Raw genomic sequence first — 18,051 nt, 5'->3', positions numbered from 1 at the left:
TTCCTCGAACAGTGAATCAGGAAGGCGTCAGTAGCAGGCCGCCGGCGCGGGCGCGCGCCAGGCAAAGTTGCAGCACCTCGCGGCGCTCGGCATTGTCCATGCGGCCCCAGCGGGTGATTTCGGCAGCCGTACGCTGACAGCCGATGCAGATGTCCTGCTCGTCCAGCGCACAGACATGTACGCAGGGCGAGCGCACGGGTTTCTCGTCATTCATCGTCAACAACCAGCTCTCGGGCATAGCGCTGCGCATTATGAACGTAGTGGGCGGCACTGGCTTCGAGCATCTTCTTCTGTTGCTCGGTCAGTTCGCGCACCACCTTGCCCGGACTGCCCATGACCAGGCTGCCATCGGGGATCACCTTGCCTTCGGGAATCAGGCTGTTTGCGCCGATGATGCAGTACTTTCCGATCTTGGCGCCGTTGAGGATCACCGCGTTGATGCCGATCAGGCTGTAATCGTCGACGCTGCAGCCGTGCATCATCACGTTGTGGCCGACGGTGACGCCCTTGCCCAGGGTCAACGGAAAGCCCATGTCGGTGTGCATGACGCTGCCGTCCTGCACGTTGCTGTTCTCACCGATATGGATCAGTTCGTTGTCGCCGCGCAGCACCGCACCGAACCAGACGCTGGCCCCCGCCTCCAGGCGGATCTTGCCGATCAGATCGGCGCTTGGCGCGACCCAGCTATCGGGATGGGCATCGACACGGGAGCTTCCCAGACGGTATTTCATGCTCGTCAGTCCTCGGCGCTAGTCAGCGCAGGTGTATGAAGTGTTCGGGCGGCTGGTGCAGGGCGATCTGCGCATCGTCGAAGATCAGGTTGACCAGCTCCACCACCATGATCGCCGTGAGCCCCCAGATGCGGAACTCGCCATAGGTGTAGGACGGCACGTACCAGCTGCGCCCGAGGTAATCGATACGGTGGGTTATCTCGCGCGGGTCGCTGCGGAAGAACTCCAGTGGCACCGAGAACACCGCGGCGATTTCGGCATCGTTGGCCTTGTACTCGACGTAGTCCGGCACCACCCCGACGTAAGGCGTGACCTGAATGCCATGCCGCGACACCAGGCTGCTGAGCGGCCCGACCACTTCGACCAGTCCCGGTGGCAGGCCGATCTCCTCCTCGGCCTCACGCAACGCGGTGTCCACCAGGTCGCGATCTTCCGGATCGCGCCGGCCTCCCGGGAAGGCGACCTCGCCACCATGGGTCGACAAACCGCTGGCGCGCAGGGTCAGCACCAGCTCAGGTTCATCACTGCGGGTAATCGGGACCAGCACCGCCGCCTCGGGGAAGCTGCGCTCGGTCTCCAGAGGGTGCGGGCTGTAGCCGCGCACGCGATGGAGCAACTCGTCCAGCATGGGCATACTCGGAGTCTTGTTTTGCCAGGCATCATGGCATGAAAGCAGCCGGCCGCCCAACCCCGAGGAAAGGGCCGAGCGGCCTGAAAAGCAGGCTTGCCGGTCATCGCACCGGCCGCCAAGATAGCGCCAGAACCAAGAGGAGCGGGCATGAAATTCTGCAATCAGTGCGGCAACCCCGTCACCCGCATGATCCCGACCGGCGACAACCGCATGCGCCATGTCTGCGGTCACTGCGCCACCGTGCATTATGAAAACCCGCGTATCGTTGCCGGCTGCCTGCCCATATGGCGTGACCAGGTGCTGCTCTGCCGCCGCGCCATCGAGCCACGCCGGGGCTACTGGACATTGCCTGCCGGCTTTATGGAAAACGGCGAGACCATCGAACAGGCCGCCGCCCGTGAAACCCTCGAAGAAGCCTGCGCGCGTGTACGCGACCTCAGCCTCTACACCCTGTTCGACCTGCCGCATATCAGCCAGGTGTACATGATGTTTCGCGCCGAACTGGTGGATCTGGACTTCGCCGTCGGCGAGGAAAGCCTGGAGGTGCGCCTGTTCGAGGAATCGCAGATCCCCTGGTCAGAGCTGGCTTTCCCGACCATAGGCCGTACCTTAGAATGCTTCTTCGCCGACCGCCGGCAGAATTCCTTCCCGGTACGCAACGAGCCACTCGAAGCGTTGCGTGCCCATTACACACCCCGTTGACCCTTGCGGACGATCCCCGATGCGCTGGTTGTTGCCCCTGCTCTGCCTGACTCTCAGCTTCAACGCCCTGGCCAGCACCACGCCAGCGACCGGCAGCCGCACCGTGGACAAGGTGCTGGTGCTCAAGTCCGAACGCAAGCTGCACTTGCAGCAGCGCGGCGAAACCATCAAGTCCTACCGCATTTCCCTGGGCAAGCAGCCCGATGGCGCCAAGCAGCGCGAAGGCGACCTGCGTACACCAGAAGGCTTCTACTGGATCGACTGGCGCAAGCCGAGCGACAAGTACCAGCTGTCGCTGCACATCTCCTACCCCAACGCCCGCGACCTGGCCAAGGCCAAGGAAGCCGGCGTACCGCCAGGCAGCATGATCATGATCCACGGCACGCCGCTGGACGAGGAGTACCCGGAGTGGTTCTTCCATACGCTGGACTGGACCGAAGGCTGCATCGCCATGAAGAACGACGACATGCGCGAGGTCTGGAGCCTGGTCAAGGATGGCACGCTGATCGAAATCAGGCCCTAGCTGCCTACCAGCGAATATTGCGTGCCAGACGCGTGTCGCCCGGTGTCAGCCACTGGGCGCTGACCAGCACAGGATAGATCGCCGCCCCTGCCTCGACGATGCCCTCCAGCTTCGCCCTCCGGCCGAGAATGTCCGCCTCCAGTTCGGCCTGGTGCTGGTCGGCCAGCTGCAGCTTCGCCAGCAGTTTCATACCGGCTGAACAGTCCAGCTGCAAGGCGGCCTGGCCTAGCGGCAGTTGCCAGGGTGCCTGCAACTCGAGCGAGGTTACGCTCACCTGCCCTTGCGCTCGCCGGCACTGAGTGGCGCTACCCTGCAATGCAATACGCCCCTGCCATTGCCCGGCCAACCGGTAGCTGCCGGCTTGGCCGGCATAGCGTTCACCGGGTTGCACCAGCACCTGCCAGTCCCAGGGCCAGCCCTGCATGCGCAGATCCCAGCGCTGCCCCTGCCAGCCCCCGCTGAAGTCTGCCCGCAGGCGCCAGGGCTGCAGGTGCCAGGCCGGCCGGTCGATCTCGGCGAGCCGCTCGGCCTGGCCGTGCCAGAGGCTGCCACTCAAGCCCGTCACGGGTAGCGCCAGGGGCTCGGCCAGCCAGCGCGCCGGCCACTGGCTGAGCAAGGTGAGCAGGAAAACCAGCGCACACCAGGCAGCACGTCGCTTCATGGGCTGATCACCACTTCGAAGCCGAGATCGGATTCACCCCGCTGCAGATTCCAGCCAAGAGGCTTGGCCCCTTCGCCGCGAATGTGCAGCAACCAGTCGTGCAGGTGTCGCTCATCGCTCACCCTGCCCGTCAGCAGCCAATTGCCCTCGCGCACCTCGGCCAGTTCGATGCTGAGCCGGCCCTGCTCGGCGGATTGGCGCAACTGCTCGATGGCAAGCGGCGCGCGAACCTGCAGAGCCGCCGCCGACGTGGCCAGGCTGCGCCACTGTTGCAGCGTCTGCCAGCGGGCCAGTACTTCACGCCCTGCCAGGATTGCCAACAGCACGCCGATGCAGCCCAGCGCCAGCCACTGCCGCATGCGCGGCGACAAGATGAAGGTCATGGGCCGGCCTCCAGGTCGAAGGATATGTTCAGGTTGCCAGGCTGCTGCTCGACTCGGGCCACCGCCCCCACCTCGTCGGCGAACGCCTGCCAGGGAGCTGCGCCATCGTCGTCGCCGTTCAATCGCAGGCGCCAACTGCGGCCGTCGTAAGCCACGCTGTCAAGCTGCCAGGCAGCCTGCTGCGACAACCACCGGCTGACACGCGCCTGCAATTGCTCGACCTGACGCAGGCGCAGGCGCTGCTCGTCCGCTTCCTCACGCAGACGCCTGAGGTGCTGGGTAGCCTGGGGCAGAGGCTCGGCAGCGCCAGTCACCGCCCACACCTGCTGCTGGTACTGCGCCTGCTGGCGCCATTGCTGGCTTGCCCAGATCCCGCCCCAGAGCATGGTCAGGGCCAGGCAGGCCGCGGGCAGGCGCCAGTCCAGCCGCAGCCCGGAGGCGAGCCTGCGGCGCTTGCCGGTCTGGAGGTCGAAGGTGCCGGGCAGGTTGTCGAGTGGCGGAAGTTGGTCCGGCCAGGGGCCGTCCGTTTGCGCCGCAGCGCCCGCGTATCCACCAGACTCTGGCAGTTCACCCAGCGTCTCGGGCCAGGCCAGCCAGAACTGCTGTCCCGCGGCCGAGGCACGCTTGTACAGCTGCAGCCCGGGCTCACGTTGCCAGCCCAGCACTTGCGAGGGTTCTGCCCGGGGAAGCAGTTGCAGCTCGGCCCAGCAGCGCTCGGGTTGAAGGCTCCAGGCCTGGCAGCACGCCGACCAGCGCTGCAGCCGCTGCGCATCGACGCAGACCAGTTCCAGCCAGCCGGGCTGCCGGGAGATGCAGCCGATCGATACCTGCTCGGCGGGCTGCAGCAGGCGGTCTTCGAGCAACAGCGGCCATTCGTGACGCTTCAGCCCCGGTGGTGCCTGCAGGTGAAAGTGACTGCAGACCTCCGCCGGGATCAACAGCGCCACACGAGCCCTGGCCATTGTCGGCGGCTCGCCGCTGCCCGACGCGCGGACCCGACCGCCCTCCACGCGGGCCCACTGCCACGACTCAGTCTCTGCCGAGGGCCGCAGCAGCAGCCAGGGACGCAGGCTGCGCCGCCAGCGTTCAGGCTTCATAGACGCCCCCAGGGCAGGGCGAAGGTGCATACATACGGTGCTCCATCACGTTGGAAAGTCAGGCGTACGCCGCGGTCAGGCCGCAGCAGGTCAGGGGACGGCGCGGCCACCCAGCGTCCTTCCTGGCGAAAGCTCAGCTGCACGGCGTCCACACCCGACAATTGTTCGCGGGCGACCCAGCGCGCCTGGTCAGGGGCGTACAGATCGTTACTGCTAAACACGCCCAGGCGCTGGTTACGGGCGTCGAAGCGCAGCCGCTGACGCTGCAGGCGCGAGGTGCCGGCCTCTCCCGCCCAGGCATCGAGGGCCACCCACTGCAACTGAGCTTGCCCCTCGTGCCAGTCCAGCCAGCGGGCCTCCAGCGGCATCCTCCGCTCATACAGCTGGCGCAGCACCAGGGTGTCGAAACGTCGTTCCAGCGCCAGGCAGAAATCCAGCACGGCGCTGCCTTGCCCGCTGTCCTGCAGGCGCTCGCGAACGCTGCTCCAGCCGCTGACCAGTGCCGCGAGCAGCACGCCGAGCATGGCGGTGAGCGCCAGCGCGACCAGCAGTTCGATCAGGGTCAGACCCTGTTGTCCGGTTCTCATGGGCGCACCAGAAACACCAGGTACTGGCCCATCGATGCGCGTCCGTCCCGGTCGGCGAACAAACTCAGATCGCCCCGGCGCAGCCGGTTCACGCCAGTGCCCTGCACCTGCAGGCGCCAGTGGCAGTCGACCTGCCCCTGGCGAAGCACGCCAGCAGCCGAAGAGCCTGTCGGCCAGAAACGTTCCACGGCAAAACGCGCCTCCAGTTCCCTGGCGCACAACAACCCCGCCTGGTGCTGCTGCACGCTCTGCTGCACCGCCAGGCGCTGACGCAGCGCCTGGCTGCTGATGACGGCGAGCAAGGCGGCAATACCGAGGGCCACCGTAACCTCCAGCAGGGTGAAACCGCGCTGGCGCCTCATGGCTGCAACGTCCGCTGCAGCCGCCCTTGGGCATCCCAGCGCCAAACCTCGGCGCCACCGGGCCAGCTCCAGCGCAGCGCATCACCTCGCACCAGACCGGTGGCCGAGACCACCAGTCGCGGCTGGTCACTGGCCGGCCAGTCCGGGCGTAACTCCCTGGGCCAGTCGCCCAGGGCCACTGGCTCGACCTGCCAGGCCGGCCGGCTGTCGCCCTCGACCTGGCGCACGAACTCCGGTCGTTCGCCCGTCCAGCGCAAGCCCTGCACCTGCCCTGCATGCACGGCCAGCCCGGCCTGGCTGCGCGCAGCCGCGGCAAGCCGCTCCAGGGCCTGGCGCGCAGCACTCTGCTCGCCGTCCAGCCAGGCCACGCTGAGGCTGGTCAGCAGGCCTGCGATGAACAGCACCACCAGCAGTTCGAGCAGACTGAACCCGCGCTCGCGCACCGCTTACAGGTCCCAGTTGCCCAGGTCTGCATCCATCCCTTCGCCACCTTCGAGGCCGTCCGCACCCAGGGAAAAGACATCGAAACGGCCATGCTCACCGGGGCTACGGTACTGATACGGCGCGCCCCAGGGGTCCGCGGGCAGGCGGCGGATATAACCATCATCCCGCCAGGCGCGTGGCAGCGGCTCGACAACAGGCTTGCTGATCAGCGCAGCCAGGCCCTGCTCGCTGCTGGGAAAGCGCAGGTTGTCCAGGCGATACATGTCCAGCGCCTGCTCCAGACTCGAGAGATCGGCCATCACCTTCTGCTTCACGGCCTTGTCCTGGCTGCCCAGCACGCTGGGGGCGACCACGGCGACGAGCAGGCCCATGATGAAGATCACCACCATGATTTCCATGAGCGTGAAGCCGCGCTGGTGGTTTCGCTTGTCGTGCATGACAGTTCTCCTCTTCATAGTGTCAGGCCCTGGTTGAGTTGAAGGATCGGTAGCAGTACGGCCAGGACGATGAACAGCACCACCGCACCCATGAGCAGAATCATCAGCGGCTCGAACAGCGCCATCGCGGTGTCCACCTGGCGGGCAAAACCGCGCTCCTGGTTATCGGCAACCCGTTCGAGCATGTCCGGCAGCGTGCCGCTGGCCTCGCCGCTGGCGACCATGTTCAGCAGCAGCGGCGGAAAATGCCCGCTGGCCTCCAGAGCGCGGTGCAGGCTGACGCCCCCGCGCACTTCATGGGTGACACGTTCCAGAGCCAGGCGGATGCGCCGGTTGTCGACCGTGGCAGCGGCGACCTGCAGGGCCTCCAGCAGGGGCACGCCACTGCCGACCAGAATCGCCAGGCTGCGTGACAGGCGCGCGCTTTCCAGCCCCTGCAACAGCCCCCCGAGGCGCGGCAGGCGCAGCAGCAGATCGTCTCGACGCAGACACCACTGCGGCTTGCGCAGAAGCCAACCGGCCAGCAGCGCCAGCACGACGCCCAGGCCCAGCAGCCACGGACCACAAACCAGCAGGGCGTTGCTGATGCCGATCAGCAGCGACGTGATCCACGGCAGGCTTTGCCCGGCATGGGCGAACTGCTCGGTGAGGCGTGGCACGACGAAGGTCATCAGGCCAATCACCACCACCAGCGACACGCCCATCAGCACACTGGGATAGATGAGCGCGGTGCGCGCCTTGTGCCGCTGGCGCTGGCTCTGCTCCAGGTGCTCGGCCAGGCGTTCCAGCACCGGCGCAAGGCGCCCGGAGCGCTCGCCGGCCTCCACCAACGCGCAGTACAGCGGTGAAAAGACGCCGCCCTGGCGCGCCAGGCTGCGCGCCAGGCCCAGGCCCTCGGCGAGGCTGCCACTGACCGCCACCAGCAGGTTGCGCAGCGCCGGCTGCACCAGTTGCCGCTGCAGCGTGGCCAGGGCATCGACCAAGGGAATCCCCGCGCCGGTCAGGGTCGCCAGCTGCCGGGTCAGCTCGCACAATTGGGCACGGTCGACGCGCTGGCGCCGTGCCGGCTGGCGATCGTTCTCATGCCGTTGCAGATCGCGGGCGAACAGCCCCTGCTCGCGCAGCAACTGCCGCGTATGGCGCTCGCTCTCGGCCTGCAGGCTGGCTTTGTGGCTGCGTCCGGCCAAATCGACGGCCTGATAGCGATAGGTCGGCATGGTTCAGCCCTGCACCGCTCGCAGGATTTCGGCAAGGCTGGTCTGCCCTGCCGCCACGCTGGCTGCCGCCATGCCTGACAGGCTCTGCCGACGTCCTTGCAGGTACTGCTGCATGGCCACTTCACTCGCACCGTCGTACAACAGGGCAATCAGCTCGGCATCCAGCTCGACGAATTCGTAGAGGCCCAGACGCCCCTGGTAGCCCGTGCCGCGGCACTGCTCGCAGCCACGCGGGTGATAGCTGTGCTGCAGATCACTCAGTTCCGGCAGCAGCGCCTGCTCCGCCGGTTGCAGCGGGCGGCGCTCGGCGCAATGGCAAAGGCGCCGCACCAGACGCTGGGCCAGCACTCCGCGCAGGCAGGAGGCGATCAGAAAGGGTTCGATGCCCATGTCGCGCAGGCGCGTCACCGCGCCCACGGCACTGTTGGTGTGCAGCGTAGAAAGCACCAGGTGGCCGGTAAGGCTGGCCTGCACGGCAATCTGCGCCGTCTCGCGGTCGCGGATCTCACCGAGCATGATCACGTCCGGATCCTGGCGCAGGATGGCACGCAGGCCGCTGGCGAACGTCAGGCCGGCACGCGGGTTGATCGCCGTCTGGCCGATGCCGGCGATGGCGTATTCCACCGGGTCTTCGACGGTGAGGATATTGCGGCTGCCATCGTTGAGACTATTAAGGCAGGCGTACAGCGTGGTGGTCTTGCCCGAGCCGGTCGGCCCGGTGGACAGGACGATGCCATTGGGCCGCGCCAGGCAACCGCGCAGCCCCTGGGCAACGGCCGAGGGCATGCCCAGGTTGTCCAGCGCCAGCAGGCTCGCCTGTTTGTCCAGCACCCGCATCACCACCCGCTCGCCATGGATGCCCGGCAGAGTGGAAACGCGCACATCGACTTCGTGCCCGGCGGCCCGCAGGGTGATGCGACCATCCTGCGGCTGGCGTTTTTCGGCGATGTCCAGGCGCGCCATGACCTTGATCCGCGACACCAGCATGGCCGACAGGGCACGCGGCGGCCGCAGCACTTCCTGCAGATGACCGTCGACACGCAGGCGCACCACCAGACTCTGCTCGAAGGTCTCGATGTGGATATCCGATGCCTGACGCTGCAGGGCCTGAGCAAAGAGGCCGTTGATAAGGCGGATCACCGGCGCCTCGTCATCGCTTTCCAACAGGTCCTCAATACGCGGCATTTCGCTCATCAGGCTGTCCAGGTCGACCTGCTCGCCAATGCCTTCGATCAGCGCCTCGGCTGCGCCTTCGCCGGCCTGGTACAAACCGCCCAGGCGCTCATCGAAGGCGGCCCGCGACAACTGGCACACCGACGCGGGCCGCCCCTGCACGCGCAGCAGCTCCTGCAATTGGGCACTGTCGGCGTCCTCGCGCAGCCACAGCTGCCAGCCGGCGTCCCCCGGCACCACGGCCAGGCCGGCCTGGCGCGCCAGCCGGTAGGGCAACAGCTGCATCACCAGGCGCCCTCGCCAAGACGTGCGCGACTCGCCGGGAACAGGCGCTGCAGGCTGTCGGCATCGTCCAGCGAAGACAGCGGCAACCCGGTTTCGCGCCGCAGCCCCTGGTACTTGTCGGTGCTGTAAGCCGCGATGCTGGCGTCGTCACGCAGGATGCGCGGGCGGATGAACACCATCAGGTTCTGCTTAACACCCGACTGCCCGTTGGAGCGGAACAGATGGCCCAGACCGGGGATGTCGCCCAGCAGCGGGACCTTCTGCGCGTTGCTGGTCACTTCATCGCTGATCAGGCCGCCGAGGATGATCAGGCCGTTGTCCTCGACCATCACCTTGGTCTTGATCTCGCGCTTGTTGGTGATCACATCACTGGCGGAGGCGTTGTCGGCCAGCGAGGAAACCTCCTGCACGATGTCCAGGCGCACGCTGTTGTCGACGTTGATCTGCGGCCTGATGCGCAGCTTCACCCCGACTTCGCGGCGCTCGATGGTCTGGTAAGGGTTGGCGTTGTTCTGGGTCACCGAGCCGGTAACGAAGGGCACTTCCTGCCCCACCAGAATCGATGCCTCGGCGTTATCCAGAGTCAGCAGCGTCGGCGTCGACAGCAGGTTGAAGCCGCTGTTGCTCTTGAGCGCGTTGACCAGCACGGCGAAGTTGAAGCCACCGCCGAAATGCCCCAGCCCGGCCGTGACGCCATTGACGCCCGACAGCAGCTTACTGAGCGCCTTGTTGTCGCCGCTGGCGACGGCACCGGCGATGGCCGAGATGTTCGCCCCGCCAGCGCCGAAGTTGACCACCCCGGCACCGAACTTTTCATCGGCGAACAGCCACTGCACGCCAAGCTCTTCGGCCCGCGAGTCGGAGACCTCGGCGATGATCGCCTCGACCACCACCTGGGCGCGGCGGATGTCCAACTGCTCGACGATGGCGCGATAGGTCGCCAGCTCGCTGTCCGGGCCGACCATGACCACGGCGTTGGTGCCCTCCTCGTATTCCAGGCGCACTCCCGAGTCACTGACGGGCAGGCGCGCGACCGTCTCCTCCTGGCCCGCCCCTGTGGCAACAGCGGCCTCCTGGCTGAGCCCACGCAATACCTTGACCACCTCGGCAGCATTGGCGTGGCGCAGGTAGATGACCTGGGTATTGGAATTTTTGGTCTGCCCGGCAGGACGATCGAGTTGCGCCAGCAGTGCCCTCACCCGCTCCCGGCCGCTCGCGCTGCCGCGCACCAGCAGCGCGTTGCTGCGCGGATCGGCAACCACCTGGACATCGTCGTTGCCCTTCTCACGCGCCAGCAGACGGGTGACGAGCTGGCTGGTATCGGCGGCGCTGGCATGCTGCAGCGGCAGCACCTGCAGCGGTTCGTCGCTGACCTGATCGAGTTCGGCCAGCAGGCTGTCGATGCGCTCGAGATTGCTGCGCCAGTCGGTCACCACCAGTAGGTTCGCCGCCGGATAAGGCGTAATGACCCCGACGCGTGCATCGATCAGAGGTTTGAGAATGCCCAGCAACTGTTCGCTGGCTGCGTTGCGCACGCTGAACACACGTGTGGCGATGCCGTCGCCGCCGGCCTTGCGCTCGCCGCTCTCTACCGGCACCGGCTCCAGGCGCGCCGCCTGATCGGGCACGATCTTCACGCTGCCGTTGGGCAGGTTGACGGCGGCAAAGCCCTGCGCCCGCAACTGCGCCAGGAAGATATCGTAGATGGCCTCGCTGTCGTGCCGCTCCACGGTGCGTACCGTGACCTTGCCCTTGACCCGGGGATCGACGATGAAGGTGGTACCGGTGATCTGCGACACGCTGTCGATGAACTCGCCCAGCTCGGTATCGACGAAATTCACCTCGTACAGCGGCGACTCGGCAACCGGCAGATCCAGCACCTCATCGGCCATGGCCAGTGGTGACAGCAGGCCCAGCAGGCCGATCAGGCAATAGCGCACGCTCATCTCTTATCCTTGCCGCTTGAAGCCGGTCACGGTGGGCCGTGGCGGCCAGGGCAGACGCTCGCGTCGCCCCTGGTTATCGAGGATCAGGCCCTCGTCATCGATGTCCTGCAGCACGATGCCGGGCGCCAGCGCCTGACCGCGGCTGTAGCTGCGCACCTGCTGGCCATAACGCAGCACCACCACCGTGGCGCTCGCCGGCCAGGCGCGCAGACCGCCGACGTATTCCACGGGCAGGCGCGTCAGCGGCAGGCCATCGGACTGTGCGGCCTGCCAGTGTCCGACCAGCAGGCCGGGCATCGCTTGCAGGTCGCCTGGCCCGGCGCTGGCCGGCATGGGTTCACGGGCCAGCTGCAACACGCACTGGGCCGCCAGCCAGGCGGCCAGCGTCAGCCAGCCGAAACGAAGCGCGCGCTGCACTCGATTCACGAGAGTCGCTCGCGCGGGTGCCAGCCCGGATGCCCCTGCACGTAGCGCATGCTGGGCAGATGCAGCGCCGGCAACTGCCAGCCTTCGGGCTGCTGCGCCAGCCAGTTTTCGACGCGCTGCCAGAGCGGTTCCCCGGCATTGGCCTGGTGCTGCAGGCCGAAGGTGCGGCACAAACCGGTGGGCGGCGCCAGGCCAGCCACGCGCCTGCCGCTCGGGCTGTAGCTGAGTTGCCAGCTCTGTCCCAGCAGGCGCGGCAGATCCTGGCTGTTGTCGAGCAGCAACGGGTCGCCGAACAGTTGCTCGGCAGCGCTTTCCAGCACCTGTTCCAGGCGCTCGCCGGGGACATCGAGCACCGGCGCCGAATAGCCACCCGTCAGGTTGATCAGGTGTTCACGGGTGATGGTCTGCCCGCTCGCCAGGGGGCTGTCGTAGCGCAGCCCGGGCAAAAGCACCGGGATCTGCTCGTCGCCGCGCAGGGCCTGGTAGAGCAAGCGATCCCAGGAGCCTGCGCGCGTATCGCGGCGCCAGAGCGCCTCAGGCGCCCGCGCCAGCGGCTGGTCCAGCCAGGCGGCATGCCCGGCGCGCTGTTGCTCGAGGGTGAGCTGCAGTCTCTGCATCTCACTGCGCGCAGCCGCGGACAGGCCGCGCTCGAAGGCCGGATGGAACTGCGCGCTGAACTGCCAACGCCCGCCCTGTTGCCGACAGTTGATATGAAAGGCACCGCTGGCCCGACAACCGGCGAAGATCACCGGCACCTGACGCCCGCCTGCCTGCCAGACCGGGACCGGCGCCGGCCAGAAATCCTGCCCGCGCGCGCACAGCAGCAAGTCGACCCCGGGCATGCGCTCGGCCAGCCACAGGCCGGGGCCGGTGCCGACATCCGCCAGCGCCACCACCAGGTCGGCTTCGCCGCGCGCAGCCTCGATAACGGGTAGCAGCGACTGGTACCACTGTTTCAGCGACGCCTGCTGATCCTGCGCATAGGGATCGGTGATGCCGACGATGGCGATCCTCACGCCGGCCCTGCGCAGCACCGTATAAGGCTGCACGCCGAGCGACTCGGCCTGGTCGGCCGCGAGACCGGCCCCCAGTACCGGGCGCTCGAAGCGGCGATACAGCGAAGCGCCACTCTGCGGCCAGAGCACGCGCTCGTCGCTGCTGACGCGCACCTCGGAACCCAGTAACTGGCTGCCCTGCAACCCGCTTTCACCCTGCGTCAGGTAAGCCAGGCCACTGCCGTTCCAGCATTGGCCGTTTTCCAGGGTCAGGCAGTTTTCCCGGCCCAGACGCTGGCGCAGATCGGCCAGCAGGGCGCCGAGTACGGCATAGCCGCCCGTGGTGGCCTGCGCGCCCAGCCGGGCATCGAGCAAGGCATCGAGTTCAGCCTGTCCCTGACGGGCACTGGCGCCACTGATCCAAGGTGCACGCCCCAGATGCGAAACCGGCCCCAGGCGCGTCGCCGGTACCACTGGCAGGCCTGGCAGGCGTGCGTCCAGCGTGTCGGCCACATAAAGCAGATTCAGCCCCGGCGCCGAATCGCCGGCATGAGTCGCCAGGCCAGAACAGGCGCTGAGCAAGGGCGCCATCGCCAGCATGCCGATCCCGCCCAGTACCTCACGCCTAGCCATGTCCACCATCGTAATGCTCGCCTGCCTTGATCGAATGTCGGGGCGCGATACTGGGCAGCTTGCATGACAGTTTAATGGCAGTTAATCGACAGGAATTTTTCGAAACCGTCAGAAAAGTCTTTGTAAATCAGCCAGGTGGCAGTAACCAAGTGTTCAATTTCCGTTAACGGAACTGCCAAGGAATCATCACAAACGGTCATTACAGTCCCGGTTTCCTCAAGCCGTTTCACTAGAAAAAGGACATGACCTGATGAGTCGAGATACCGGCGACAACCTTGACCGCAACCTCAGTGGCAACCGCCCCATGGCTGCAGTCATGGATGCCTACCTGAGCCGCCGCAGCGTAATGCGCGGCACTCTGGGAGCCGCGATTGCCATGATCGCGGGCACCGGCCTCACCGGCTGCTTCGACAGCGGCGGCAGCAGCAATAACAGCAGCGACAACTCTCCCGATACGCCTGCCGAGCCGAAACTGGCTCTGGGCTTCGCATCCATCGCCGGCTCGCGTACCGATGCTTGCGTCGTGGCCGCTGGCTACAGCGCCCATGTCCTGGCGCCCTGGGGCACTCCGTTCAACAGCAACGGCGGCACCTGGATGAATGACGGAAGCAACAGCGCCGATGAGCAGGCCAACTCGGCAGGCATGCACCATGACGGCATGCACTTCTTCCCGATCAACGGCAGCTCCGAAGATGGCCTGCTGGCGATCAACTACGAATACATCGATGAAGACGCCCTGCACCCCAACGGCCAGACCGACGATGCCTCCGGCAATCGCCCGGCCGAGGAAGTACGCAAGGAAATCAACGCCCATGGCGCTGGCGTACTGCACATCCGCAAGGTCAATGGCCGCTGGCAGGTCGTCGACAACGATCCGCTGAACCGCCGCTTCACCACTGCCACCGTGATGGACATCGCCGGCCCGCTGCGCGGCACCGATCACGTCAAGACCAAGTTCTCGGTCGACGGCACCGAAACCCGCGGCACCAACAACAACTGCGGCAACGGCTACACCCCGTGGGGCACGTACCTGACCTGTGAAGAGAACTGGCCGTCGGTGTTCATCAACACCACCGGCTCGGTGCCCGTCGACCAGCAGCGCATCGGTGTCAGCACCCGCCAAGGACGCTATCGCTGGGAAACCGCCGCTGGCGACCCAAGCGAGCAGAACGAAGAGTTCGCCCGTTTCAACCTGGAGCCTTACGGCGCCAGCGCCACCGACGACTACCGCAACGAAGCCAGCACCTATGGCTACATCGTCGAGATCGATCCTTACTCGGCCACCAGCCGTGCGGTGAAGCGCACCGCGCTTGGCCGTATCCGTCACGAAGGCTGCTGGCCAGGCCTGGCAGTGGCCGGCAAGCCAATCGTGTTCTACACCGGTGACGACTCGAACAACGAGTACCTGTACAAGTTCGTCTCCGACGCCCTGTGGGATGAAGCCGACGCCAACCCCAGCGATCGCCTCGCCACCGGCGCCAAGTACATGGATAGCGGCACCCTCTACGTTGCCCGCTTCGACGAAGACGGCAAGGGCGTGTGGCTGCCGCTGACCGTGAACAGCCCCACCCTGGACAACAGCACCCTGGGGGCCAAGTTCACCGACCTGCCGGGCATCATCCTTAACACCCGCGGCGCAGCCGATGCGCTGGGCGCCACGCCGATGGACCGCCCGGAGTGGACGGCCGTCAACCCGCTCAACGGTGACGTGTACCTGACCCTGACCAACAACAACAGCCGTCCGGTCGCCAACCCGGCCAACCCACGCATCAACAACCGCCACGGCCACATCATCCGCTGGCACGACAACGACGACCACACCAGCTTCGAGTGGGACATCTTCGTGTTCGGCGCCAACGCTGCCGGTACCGCCGACATCAACCGCTCCGGCCTGACCGAACTCAACCAGTTCGCCAGCCCTGACGGCATGAGCTTCGACAGCCGCGGCATCCTGTGGATCCAGACCGACAATGGCGAATCCACCCTCACCAGCTACACCAACGACCAGATGCTTGCGGTCATCCCCACCAACCTCGTCGACAGCAATGGCGACCAGGTGCCGGTCAACGCCCAGAACCAGGCCGACCTGCGTCGCTTCTTCGTCGGTCCCAATGGCTGCGAAGTGACGGGTATCGCCTTCACCCCGGACAACAAGACGATGTTCATCAACATCCAGCACCCGGGCAACTGGCCGTACTCGGATGACGCAACCGAAGCCACGCCATCCGCCACCACAGTGCGTCCACGCGCTGCCACGGTGGTCATCCAGCGCGATGACGGTGGTGAAATCGGCGTCTGACGTCAGGCATGCAAAAACAACGGCCCGGGACTTCCCGGGCCGTTTCTTTTTACCTGTGCGATCAAGTGGCGCGCCGCTGCGCCAATACCTTCTACCAGGGCCGTACTTCGCGGGTAATCACTCTGACACGCTGCACCGGCACTTGCGCATGCCACTGTACCACGCCCTCGGCCTGCACCTGGAACTGGCTGCGCATGATCTGCCCGTCCTGCTCGAAGCTCATCTGCAGGAGGAAATTGCCACTGTTGAGCAGCAACCCTTCGCTCAGGCGTTCGAAAGTCTGATCGTCCACCGCCCCCAGCGCCTGACGCAATGCGGATGCATCAGGATAGCCGCCGGCGGGTCGGCCACTGAGGATCCGGCTCAGCAGCGAGCGGGGAAACGCACCCTCGTAAAGCGCGTCGAGCAGCGGCAGGTGCGCCTGGGTCAGCGAGTTGGCATTGAGCCGCCACCCGCTCGTCTGCGGCAGGGCGCAGAGCTGTGGGTAGTGCGTATGCGCGATACCCTGCTCGGCCAGCAGGACATTCAGCTCGCTCATGTCCACCATCGGCTGATCGGCCGCCAGATGCGGTGGTGAGCGACGCAGATAATGATCACTCTCCGTGCCCTGCAGGCGACTCTGGCTGTCCGCATCGATCCAGTCACTCAGACGATCCACCAGCCGCTCGGCCGCCATGTCATCACCGAGTAGGTACTTGAGCTGGCGCTCAGCGCGCTGCGCCTCTTCGCCGACCAGGGCATTGACGTTGAAACAGGTGTGCAGATCGCGAATGCGCAGGCTCGCCGAACCGTCGGCCAGACCGTAGCTTAGTGGCTGCCCACGCAGCGCCTGCCAGAACAGCGGGCTCAGCCGCCAGGTTGCGTCCCGGAGCGCCTGCTCGGCAAAGGCCAGACCTGCCACCTCCATCGCCCGCGCCTGCACGCGCTGCTGCTGCAGGCGCACCGCATCGACCTGGCGGCGGCCGTCCTGGACCATCCAGGTCAGGCCACCCGCCAGCATCGCCAGAACCACCAACACCATCAGCAGGGCCGCACCTCGCTGCCTTTGACCAACCATCTTCAGCGCCTTGTAGAGAAAGCCGCCAGTCAACACCGCCGATGTTTCAGGCGCATGGCAGCCACTGCCGACAGCAATCGCCACGTCACTTTCGCGTCACAAAGCGCAGGCAGGATTAGGCCTTCAATTTCATGAGCTTGGAGATTTCCATGGGTGGCATCGGTATCTGGCAACTGGTCATCGTGCTGTTGATCGTGTTCCTGTTGTTCGGCAGCAAACGGCTCAAGAGCCTGGGCGGAGACCTGGGCGAAACCATCCAGGGCTTCCGCAAATCCATGGCCACCTCCGATACCGACGAGCAGGCCACGGCGCAGGTCCAGCAGCACGTGCCCGCGCAGGCTGAGGCCACCACCCAACCCCAGGCACACGCGGATCGTCACGCCTGATGTTCGAGATCGGCTTCACCGAAATGCTGCTGGTCGGCGTCGTGGCGCTGCTGGTACTTGGCCCGCACCGTCTGCCCGCCGCAGCCCGTACCCTAGGCCGCGGCCTGGGCAAGGCCAAGCGCGCCATGGGCATGCTGCGCGACCAGTTCGAGAAGGAACTCAACGCCGAGGCGCTGAACAAGGAATTCGATGCAGCGCCTCTGCGCCAGCTCGAACAGGACCTGCGGCGCAGCGTGAGCCTGCAACCACCAACCGGTAACGACATTGCCAAAACGGAAAACCTGGAGCGCGCCTCATGAGCGAGATGCCCCTGACGGCCCACCTGGGCGAATTGCGTAGACGTCTGCTGCGCAGCCTTCTGGCGATAATCCTGGTATTCGCCTGCCTGTTTCCCTTCGCCCAGACGCTCTACACACTGGCATCGGAGCCGCTGCGCCGCTATCTGCCCGAAGGCGCAAGCATGATCGCCACCAGCGTCACGTCGCCCTTCCTGGCGCCGTTCAAGCTGACCATGATGCTCGCCCTGTTCATCGCCATGCCGCTGCTGTTGCACCAGGCCTGGGGCTTCGTTGCACCCGGTCTGTATCGGCGGGAAAAGCGCATCGCCGTGCCCCTGCTGGTTTCGAGCATCGTGCTGTTCTACAGCGGCATGGCCTTCGCGTTCTTCCTGGTGTTCCCGATGATGTTCGGCTTCCTCGCCAGCGTCACCCCCGCCGGCGTGGCGATGATGACCGACATCAGTCTCTATCTGGATTTCATCATGGCGCTGTTTCTGGCCTTCGGCCTGGCGTTCGAGATCCCGGTGGCCACTTTCCTCGTGGTCTGGGCTGGCCTTACCGATGTACAGACCCTGCGCCAGAGCCGGCCGTACGTGGTCGTCGGCTGCTTCCTGGCCGGCATGCTGCTGACACCGCCGGACGTGTTCTCTCAGACCATGCTGGCGGTACCGATGTGGCTGCTGTTCGAACTTGGCTTGCTGACCTGCGCCACTGTGCAACGTCGCGCCGAACAAGACAGCGCTCAGGAACTGGTTGAACAACCATAAAGGGCATCAGGCCGCGGGCAGCGAAACTGCC

At 66.0% G+C, this 18,051-nt stretch carries 22 protein-coding genes; 6 read left to right on the top strand and 16 right to left on the bottom strand.

Translation table 11 applies throughout. The annotated features are described in order from the left end of the window. Window positions 1–16: 16 nt before the first annotated feature. From B3P22_RS16005 to B3P22_RS15995, 3 genes are read right to left on the bottom strand one after another with little or no spacing between them, the layout of a single operon-like run. Window positions 17–214, bottom strand: coding sequence for a DUF1289 domain-containing protein (locus B3P22_RS16005; RefSeq protein ID WP_296271666.1), 198 nt, complete (start codon window positions 212–214; stop codon window positions 17–19). Continuing rightward, window positions 207–731, bottom strand: a complete 525-nt coding sequence (locus B3P22_RS16000) for a gamma carbonic anhydrase family protein (protein WP_197858507.1) — start codon at window positions 729–731, stop codon at window positions 207–209. Before B3P22_RS16000 ends, B3P22_RS16005 begins: the two co-directional genes overlap by 8 nt. A 22-nt stretch (window positions 732–753) precedes the next feature. Next, on the bottom strand, window positions 754–1,359 hold the full coding sequence (locus B3P22_RS15995) for a CoA pyrophosphatase (RefSeq protein ID WP_275545944.1): 606 nt from the start codon (window positions 1,357–1,359) through the stop codon (window positions 754–756). 150 nt (window positions 1,360–1,509) lie between these two features. Here B3P22_RS15995 and B3P22_RS15990 point away from each other — a divergent pair, with 150 nt between their 5' ends. Next, window positions 1,510–2,064: an NUDIX hydrolase gene (locus tag B3P22_RS15990; protein WP_296271665.1), complete on the top strand. Its 555-nt coding sequence runs from the start codon at window positions 1,510–1,512 to the stop codon at window positions 2,062–2,064. Window positions 2,065–2,083: 19 nt separating this feature from the next. Next, window positions 2,084–2,587, top strand: a complete 504-nt coding sequence (locus tag B3P22_RS15985; protein WP_275545946.1) for a L,D-transpeptidase family protein — start codon at window positions 2,084–2,086, stop codon at window positions 2,585–2,587. 4 nt (window positions 2,588–2,591) lie between these two features. Here B3P22_RS15985 and B3P22_RS15980 read toward each other — a convergent pair whose 3' ends face one another. The 12 genes from B3P22_RS15980 to B3P22_RS15925 all read right to left on the bottom strand — a co-directional run bounded on the left by B3P22_RS15980 (window position 2,592) and on the right by B3P22_RS15925 (window position 13,233). Continuing rightward, complete coding sequence (locus B3P22_RS15980; RefSeq protein ID WP_296271664.1) at window positions 2,592–3,248, bottom strand: general secretion pathway protein GspN; 657 nt, start codon at window positions 3,246–3,248, stop codon at window positions 2,592–2,594. Beyond that, a complete protein-coding gene (gene gspM, locus B3P22_RS15975; protein ID WP_275545948.1) occupies window positions 3,245–3,631 on the bottom strand; it encodes a type II secretion system protein GspM in 387 nt (128 codons plus the stop codon). The genes B3P22_RS15980 and gspM overlap by 4 nt, the downstream gene beginning before the upstream one ends. Beyond that, a complete protein-coding gene (locus tag B3P22_RS15970) occupies window positions 3,628–4,593 on the bottom strand; it encodes a GspL/Epsl periplasmic domain-containing protein (protein ID WP_296271663.1) in 966 nt (321 codons plus the stop codon). Before B3P22_RS15970 ends, gspM begins: the two co-directional genes overlap by 4 nt. A 131-nt stretch (window positions 4,594–4,724) precedes the next feature. Continuing rightward, entirely contained in the window at window positions 4,725–5,315 is a 591-nt protein-coding gene (locus B3P22_RS15965) for a type II secretion system protein (RefSeq protein WP_296271662.1), read from the bottom strand. Beyond that, the gene (locus B3P22_RS15960; RefSeq protein WP_296271661.1) at window positions 5,312–5,677 is read right to left on the bottom strand and encodes a type II secretion system protein; all 366 of its coding nucleotides are present in this window, start codon (window positions 5,675–5,677) and stop codon (window positions 5,312–5,314) included. The genes B3P22_RS15965 and B3P22_RS15960 overlap by 4 nt, the downstream gene beginning before the upstream one ends. Next, window positions 5,674–6,120, bottom strand: coding sequence for a type II secretion system minor pseudopilin GspH (gspH, locus tag B3P22_RS15955; protein ID WP_296271660.1), 447 nt, complete (start codon window positions 6,118–6,120; stop codon window positions 5,674–5,676). The genes B3P22_RS15960 and gspH overlap by 4 nt, the downstream gene beginning before the upstream one ends. A 3-nt stretch (window positions 6,121–6,123) precedes the next feature. Further along, window positions 6,124–6,558 carry a type II secretion system major pseudopilin GspG gene (gspG, locus tag B3P22_RS15950; protein WP_197858498.1) on the bottom strand — a complete coding sequence of 145 codons (435 nt, stop codon included), beginning with the start codon at window positions 6,556–6,558 and terminating at the stop codon, window positions 6,124–6,126. Window positions 6,559–6,572: 14 nt separating this feature from the next. Next, the gene (gene gspF, locus B3P22_RS15945) at window positions 6,573–7,775 is read right to left on the bottom strand and encodes a type II secretion system inner membrane protein GspF (protein WP_296271659.1); all 1,203 of its coding nucleotides are present in this window, start codon (window positions 7,773–7,775) and stop codon (window positions 6,573–6,575) included. 3 nt (window positions 7,776–7,778) lie between these two features. Next, the gene (locus B3P22_RS15940) at window positions 7,779–9,227 is read right to left on the bottom strand and encodes a GspE/PulE family protein (protein WP_296271723.1); all 1,449 of its coding nucleotides are present in this window, start codon (window positions 9,225–9,227) and stop codon (window positions 7,779–7,781) included. A gap of 5 nt (window positions 9,228–9,232) precedes the next feature. Beyond that, entirely contained in the window at window positions 9,233–11,125 is a 1,893-nt protein-coding gene (gspD, locus tag B3P22_RS15935) for a type II secretion system secretin GspD (RefSeq protein ID WP_296271722.1), read from the bottom strand. Window positions 11,126–11,182: 57 nt separating this feature from the next. Beyond that, window positions 11,183–11,605: a pilus assembly protein PilZ gene (locus B3P22_RS15930; protein WP_296271658.1), complete on the bottom strand. Its 423-nt coding sequence runs from the start codon at window positions 11,603–11,605 to the stop codon at window positions 11,183–11,185. Then, window positions 11,602–13,233: a lipoprotein UxpA gene (locus B3P22_RS15925; RefSeq protein ID WP_296271657.1), complete on the bottom strand. Its 1,632-nt coding sequence runs from the start codon at window positions 13,231–13,233 to the stop codon at window positions 11,602–11,604. Before B3P22_RS15925 ends, B3P22_RS15930 begins: the two co-directional genes overlap by 4 nt. Before the next feature lie 250 nt (window positions 13,234–13,483). On the opposite strand from B3P22_RS15925, the gene B3P22_RS15920 reads away from it, so the two are divergent. Further along, entirely contained in the window at window positions 13,484–15,532 is a 2,049-nt protein-coding gene (locus tag B3P22_RS15920) for a PhoX family protein (RefSeq protein WP_275545957.1), read from the top strand. Window positions 15,533–15,623: 91 nt separating this feature from the next. Here B3P22_RS15920 and gspK read toward each other — a convergent pair whose 3' ends face one another. Continuing rightward, window positions 15,624–16,589, bottom strand: coding sequence for a type II secretion system minor pseudopilin GspK (gspK, locus tag B3P22_RS15915; RefSeq protein WP_296271721.1), 966 nt, complete (start codon window positions 16,587–16,589; stop codon window positions 15,624–15,626). A gap of 143 nt (window positions 16,590–16,732) precedes the next feature. Here gspK and tatA point away from each other — a divergent pair, with 143 nt between their 5' ends. The 3 genes from tatA to tatC are packed head-to-tail and all read left to right on the top strand — an operon-like array spanning window position 16,733 to window position 18,020. Next, window positions 16,733–16,975: a twin-arginine translocase TatA/TatE family subunit gene (gene tatA / locus B3P22_RS15910; RefSeq protein WP_296271720.1), complete on the top strand. Its 243-nt coding sequence runs from the start codon at window positions 16,733–16,735 to the stop codon at window positions 16,973–16,975. After that, entirely contained in the window at window positions 16,975–17,274 is a 300-nt protein-coding gene (gene tatB, locus B3P22_RS15905; protein WP_296271656.1) for a Sec-independent protein translocase protein TatB, read from the top strand. The genes tatA and tatB overlap by 1 nt, the downstream gene beginning before the upstream one ends. Beyond that, a complete protein-coding gene (gene tatC / locus B3P22_RS15900; protein ID WP_275545958.1) occupies window positions 17,271–18,020 on the top strand; it encodes a twin-arginine translocase subunit TatC in 750 nt (249 codons plus the stop codon). Before tatB ends, tatC begins: the two co-directional genes overlap by 4 nt. The last annotated feature ends 31 nt before the right edge of the window (window positions 18,021–18,051 follow it).

Source organism: Pseudomonas sp. UBA6323 (genome assembly GCF_002439135.1).
In the GTDB taxonomy this organism is placed as follows: Bacteria; Pseudomonadota; Gammaproteobacteria; order Pseudomonadales; family Pseudomonadaceae; genus Aquipseudomonas.
Note: the sequence above shows the minus strand (reverse complement) of the source record. Positions and strands in the feature narration are given on the sequence as shown.

Coding starts and splice junctions, on each gene's coding strand:
- B3P22_RS16005 (WP_296271666.1), bottom strand. CDS start 214: ATGAATGACGAGAAACCCGTGCGCTCGCCCTGCGTACATGTCTGTGCG.
- B3P22_RS16000 (WP_197858507.1), bottom strand. CDS start 731: ATGAAATACCGTCTGGGAAGCTCCCGTGTCGATGCCCATCCCGATAGC.
- B3P22_RS15995 (WP_275545944.1), bottom strand. CDS start 1,359: ATGCTGGACGAGTTGCTCCATCGCGTGCGCGGCTACAGCCCGCACCCT.
- B3P22_RS15990 (WP_296271665.1), top strand. CDS start 1,510: ATGAAATTCTGCAATCAGTGCGGCAACCCCGTCACCCGCATGATCCCG.
- B3P22_RS15985 (WP_275545946.1), top strand. CDS start 2,084: ATGCGCTGGTTGTTGCCCCTGCTCTGCCTGACTCTCAGCTTCAACGCC.
- B3P22_RS15980 (WP_296271664.1), bottom strand. CDS start 3,248: ATGAAGCGACGTGCTGCCTGGTGTGCGCTGGTTTTCCTGCTCACCTTG.
- gspM (WP_275545948.1), bottom strand. CDS start 3,631: ATGACCTTCATCTTGTCGCCGCGCATGCGGCAGTGGCTGGCGCTGGGC.
- B3P22_RS15970 (WP_296271663.1), bottom strand. CDS start 4,593: ATGGCCAGGGCTCGTGTGGCGCTGTTGATCCCGGCGGAGGTCTGCAGT.
- B3P22_RS15965 (WP_296271662.1), bottom strand. CDS start 5,315: ATGAGAACCGGACAACAGGGTCTGACCCTGATCGAACTGCTGGTCGCG.
- B3P22_RS15960 (WP_296271661.1), bottom strand. CDS start 5,677: ATGAGGCGCCAGCGCGGTTTCACCCTGCTGGAGGTTACGGTGGCCCTC.
- gspG (WP_197858498.1), bottom strand. CDS start 6,558: ATGCACGACAAGCGAAACCACCAGCGCGGCTTCACGCTCATGGAAATC.
- gspF (WP_296271659.1), bottom strand. CDS start 7,775: ATGCCGACCTATCGCTATCAGGCCGTCGATTTGGCCGGACGCAGCCAC.
- gspD (WP_296271722.1), bottom strand. CDS start 11,125: ATGGCCGATGAGGTGCTGGATCTGCCGGTTGCCGAGTCGCCGCTGTAC.
- B3P22_RS15925 (WP_296271657.1), bottom strand. CDS start 13,233: ATGGCTAGGCGTGAGGTACTGGGCGGGATCGGCATGCTGGCGATGGCG.
- B3P22_RS15920 (WP_275545957.1), top strand. CDS start 13,484: ATGAGTCGAGATACCGGCGACAACCTTGACCGCAACCTCAGTGGCAAC.
- gspK (WP_296271721.1), bottom strand. CDS start 16,589: ATGGTTGGTCAAAGGCAGCGAGGTGCGGCCCTGCTGATGGTGTTGGTG.
- tatB (WP_296271656.1), top strand. CDS start 16,975: ATGTTCGAGATCGGCTTCACCGAAATGCTGCTGGTCGGCGTCGTGGCG.
- tatC (WP_275545958.1), top strand. CDS start 17,271: ATGAGCGAGATGCCCCTGACGGCCCACCTGGGCGAATTGCGTAGACGT.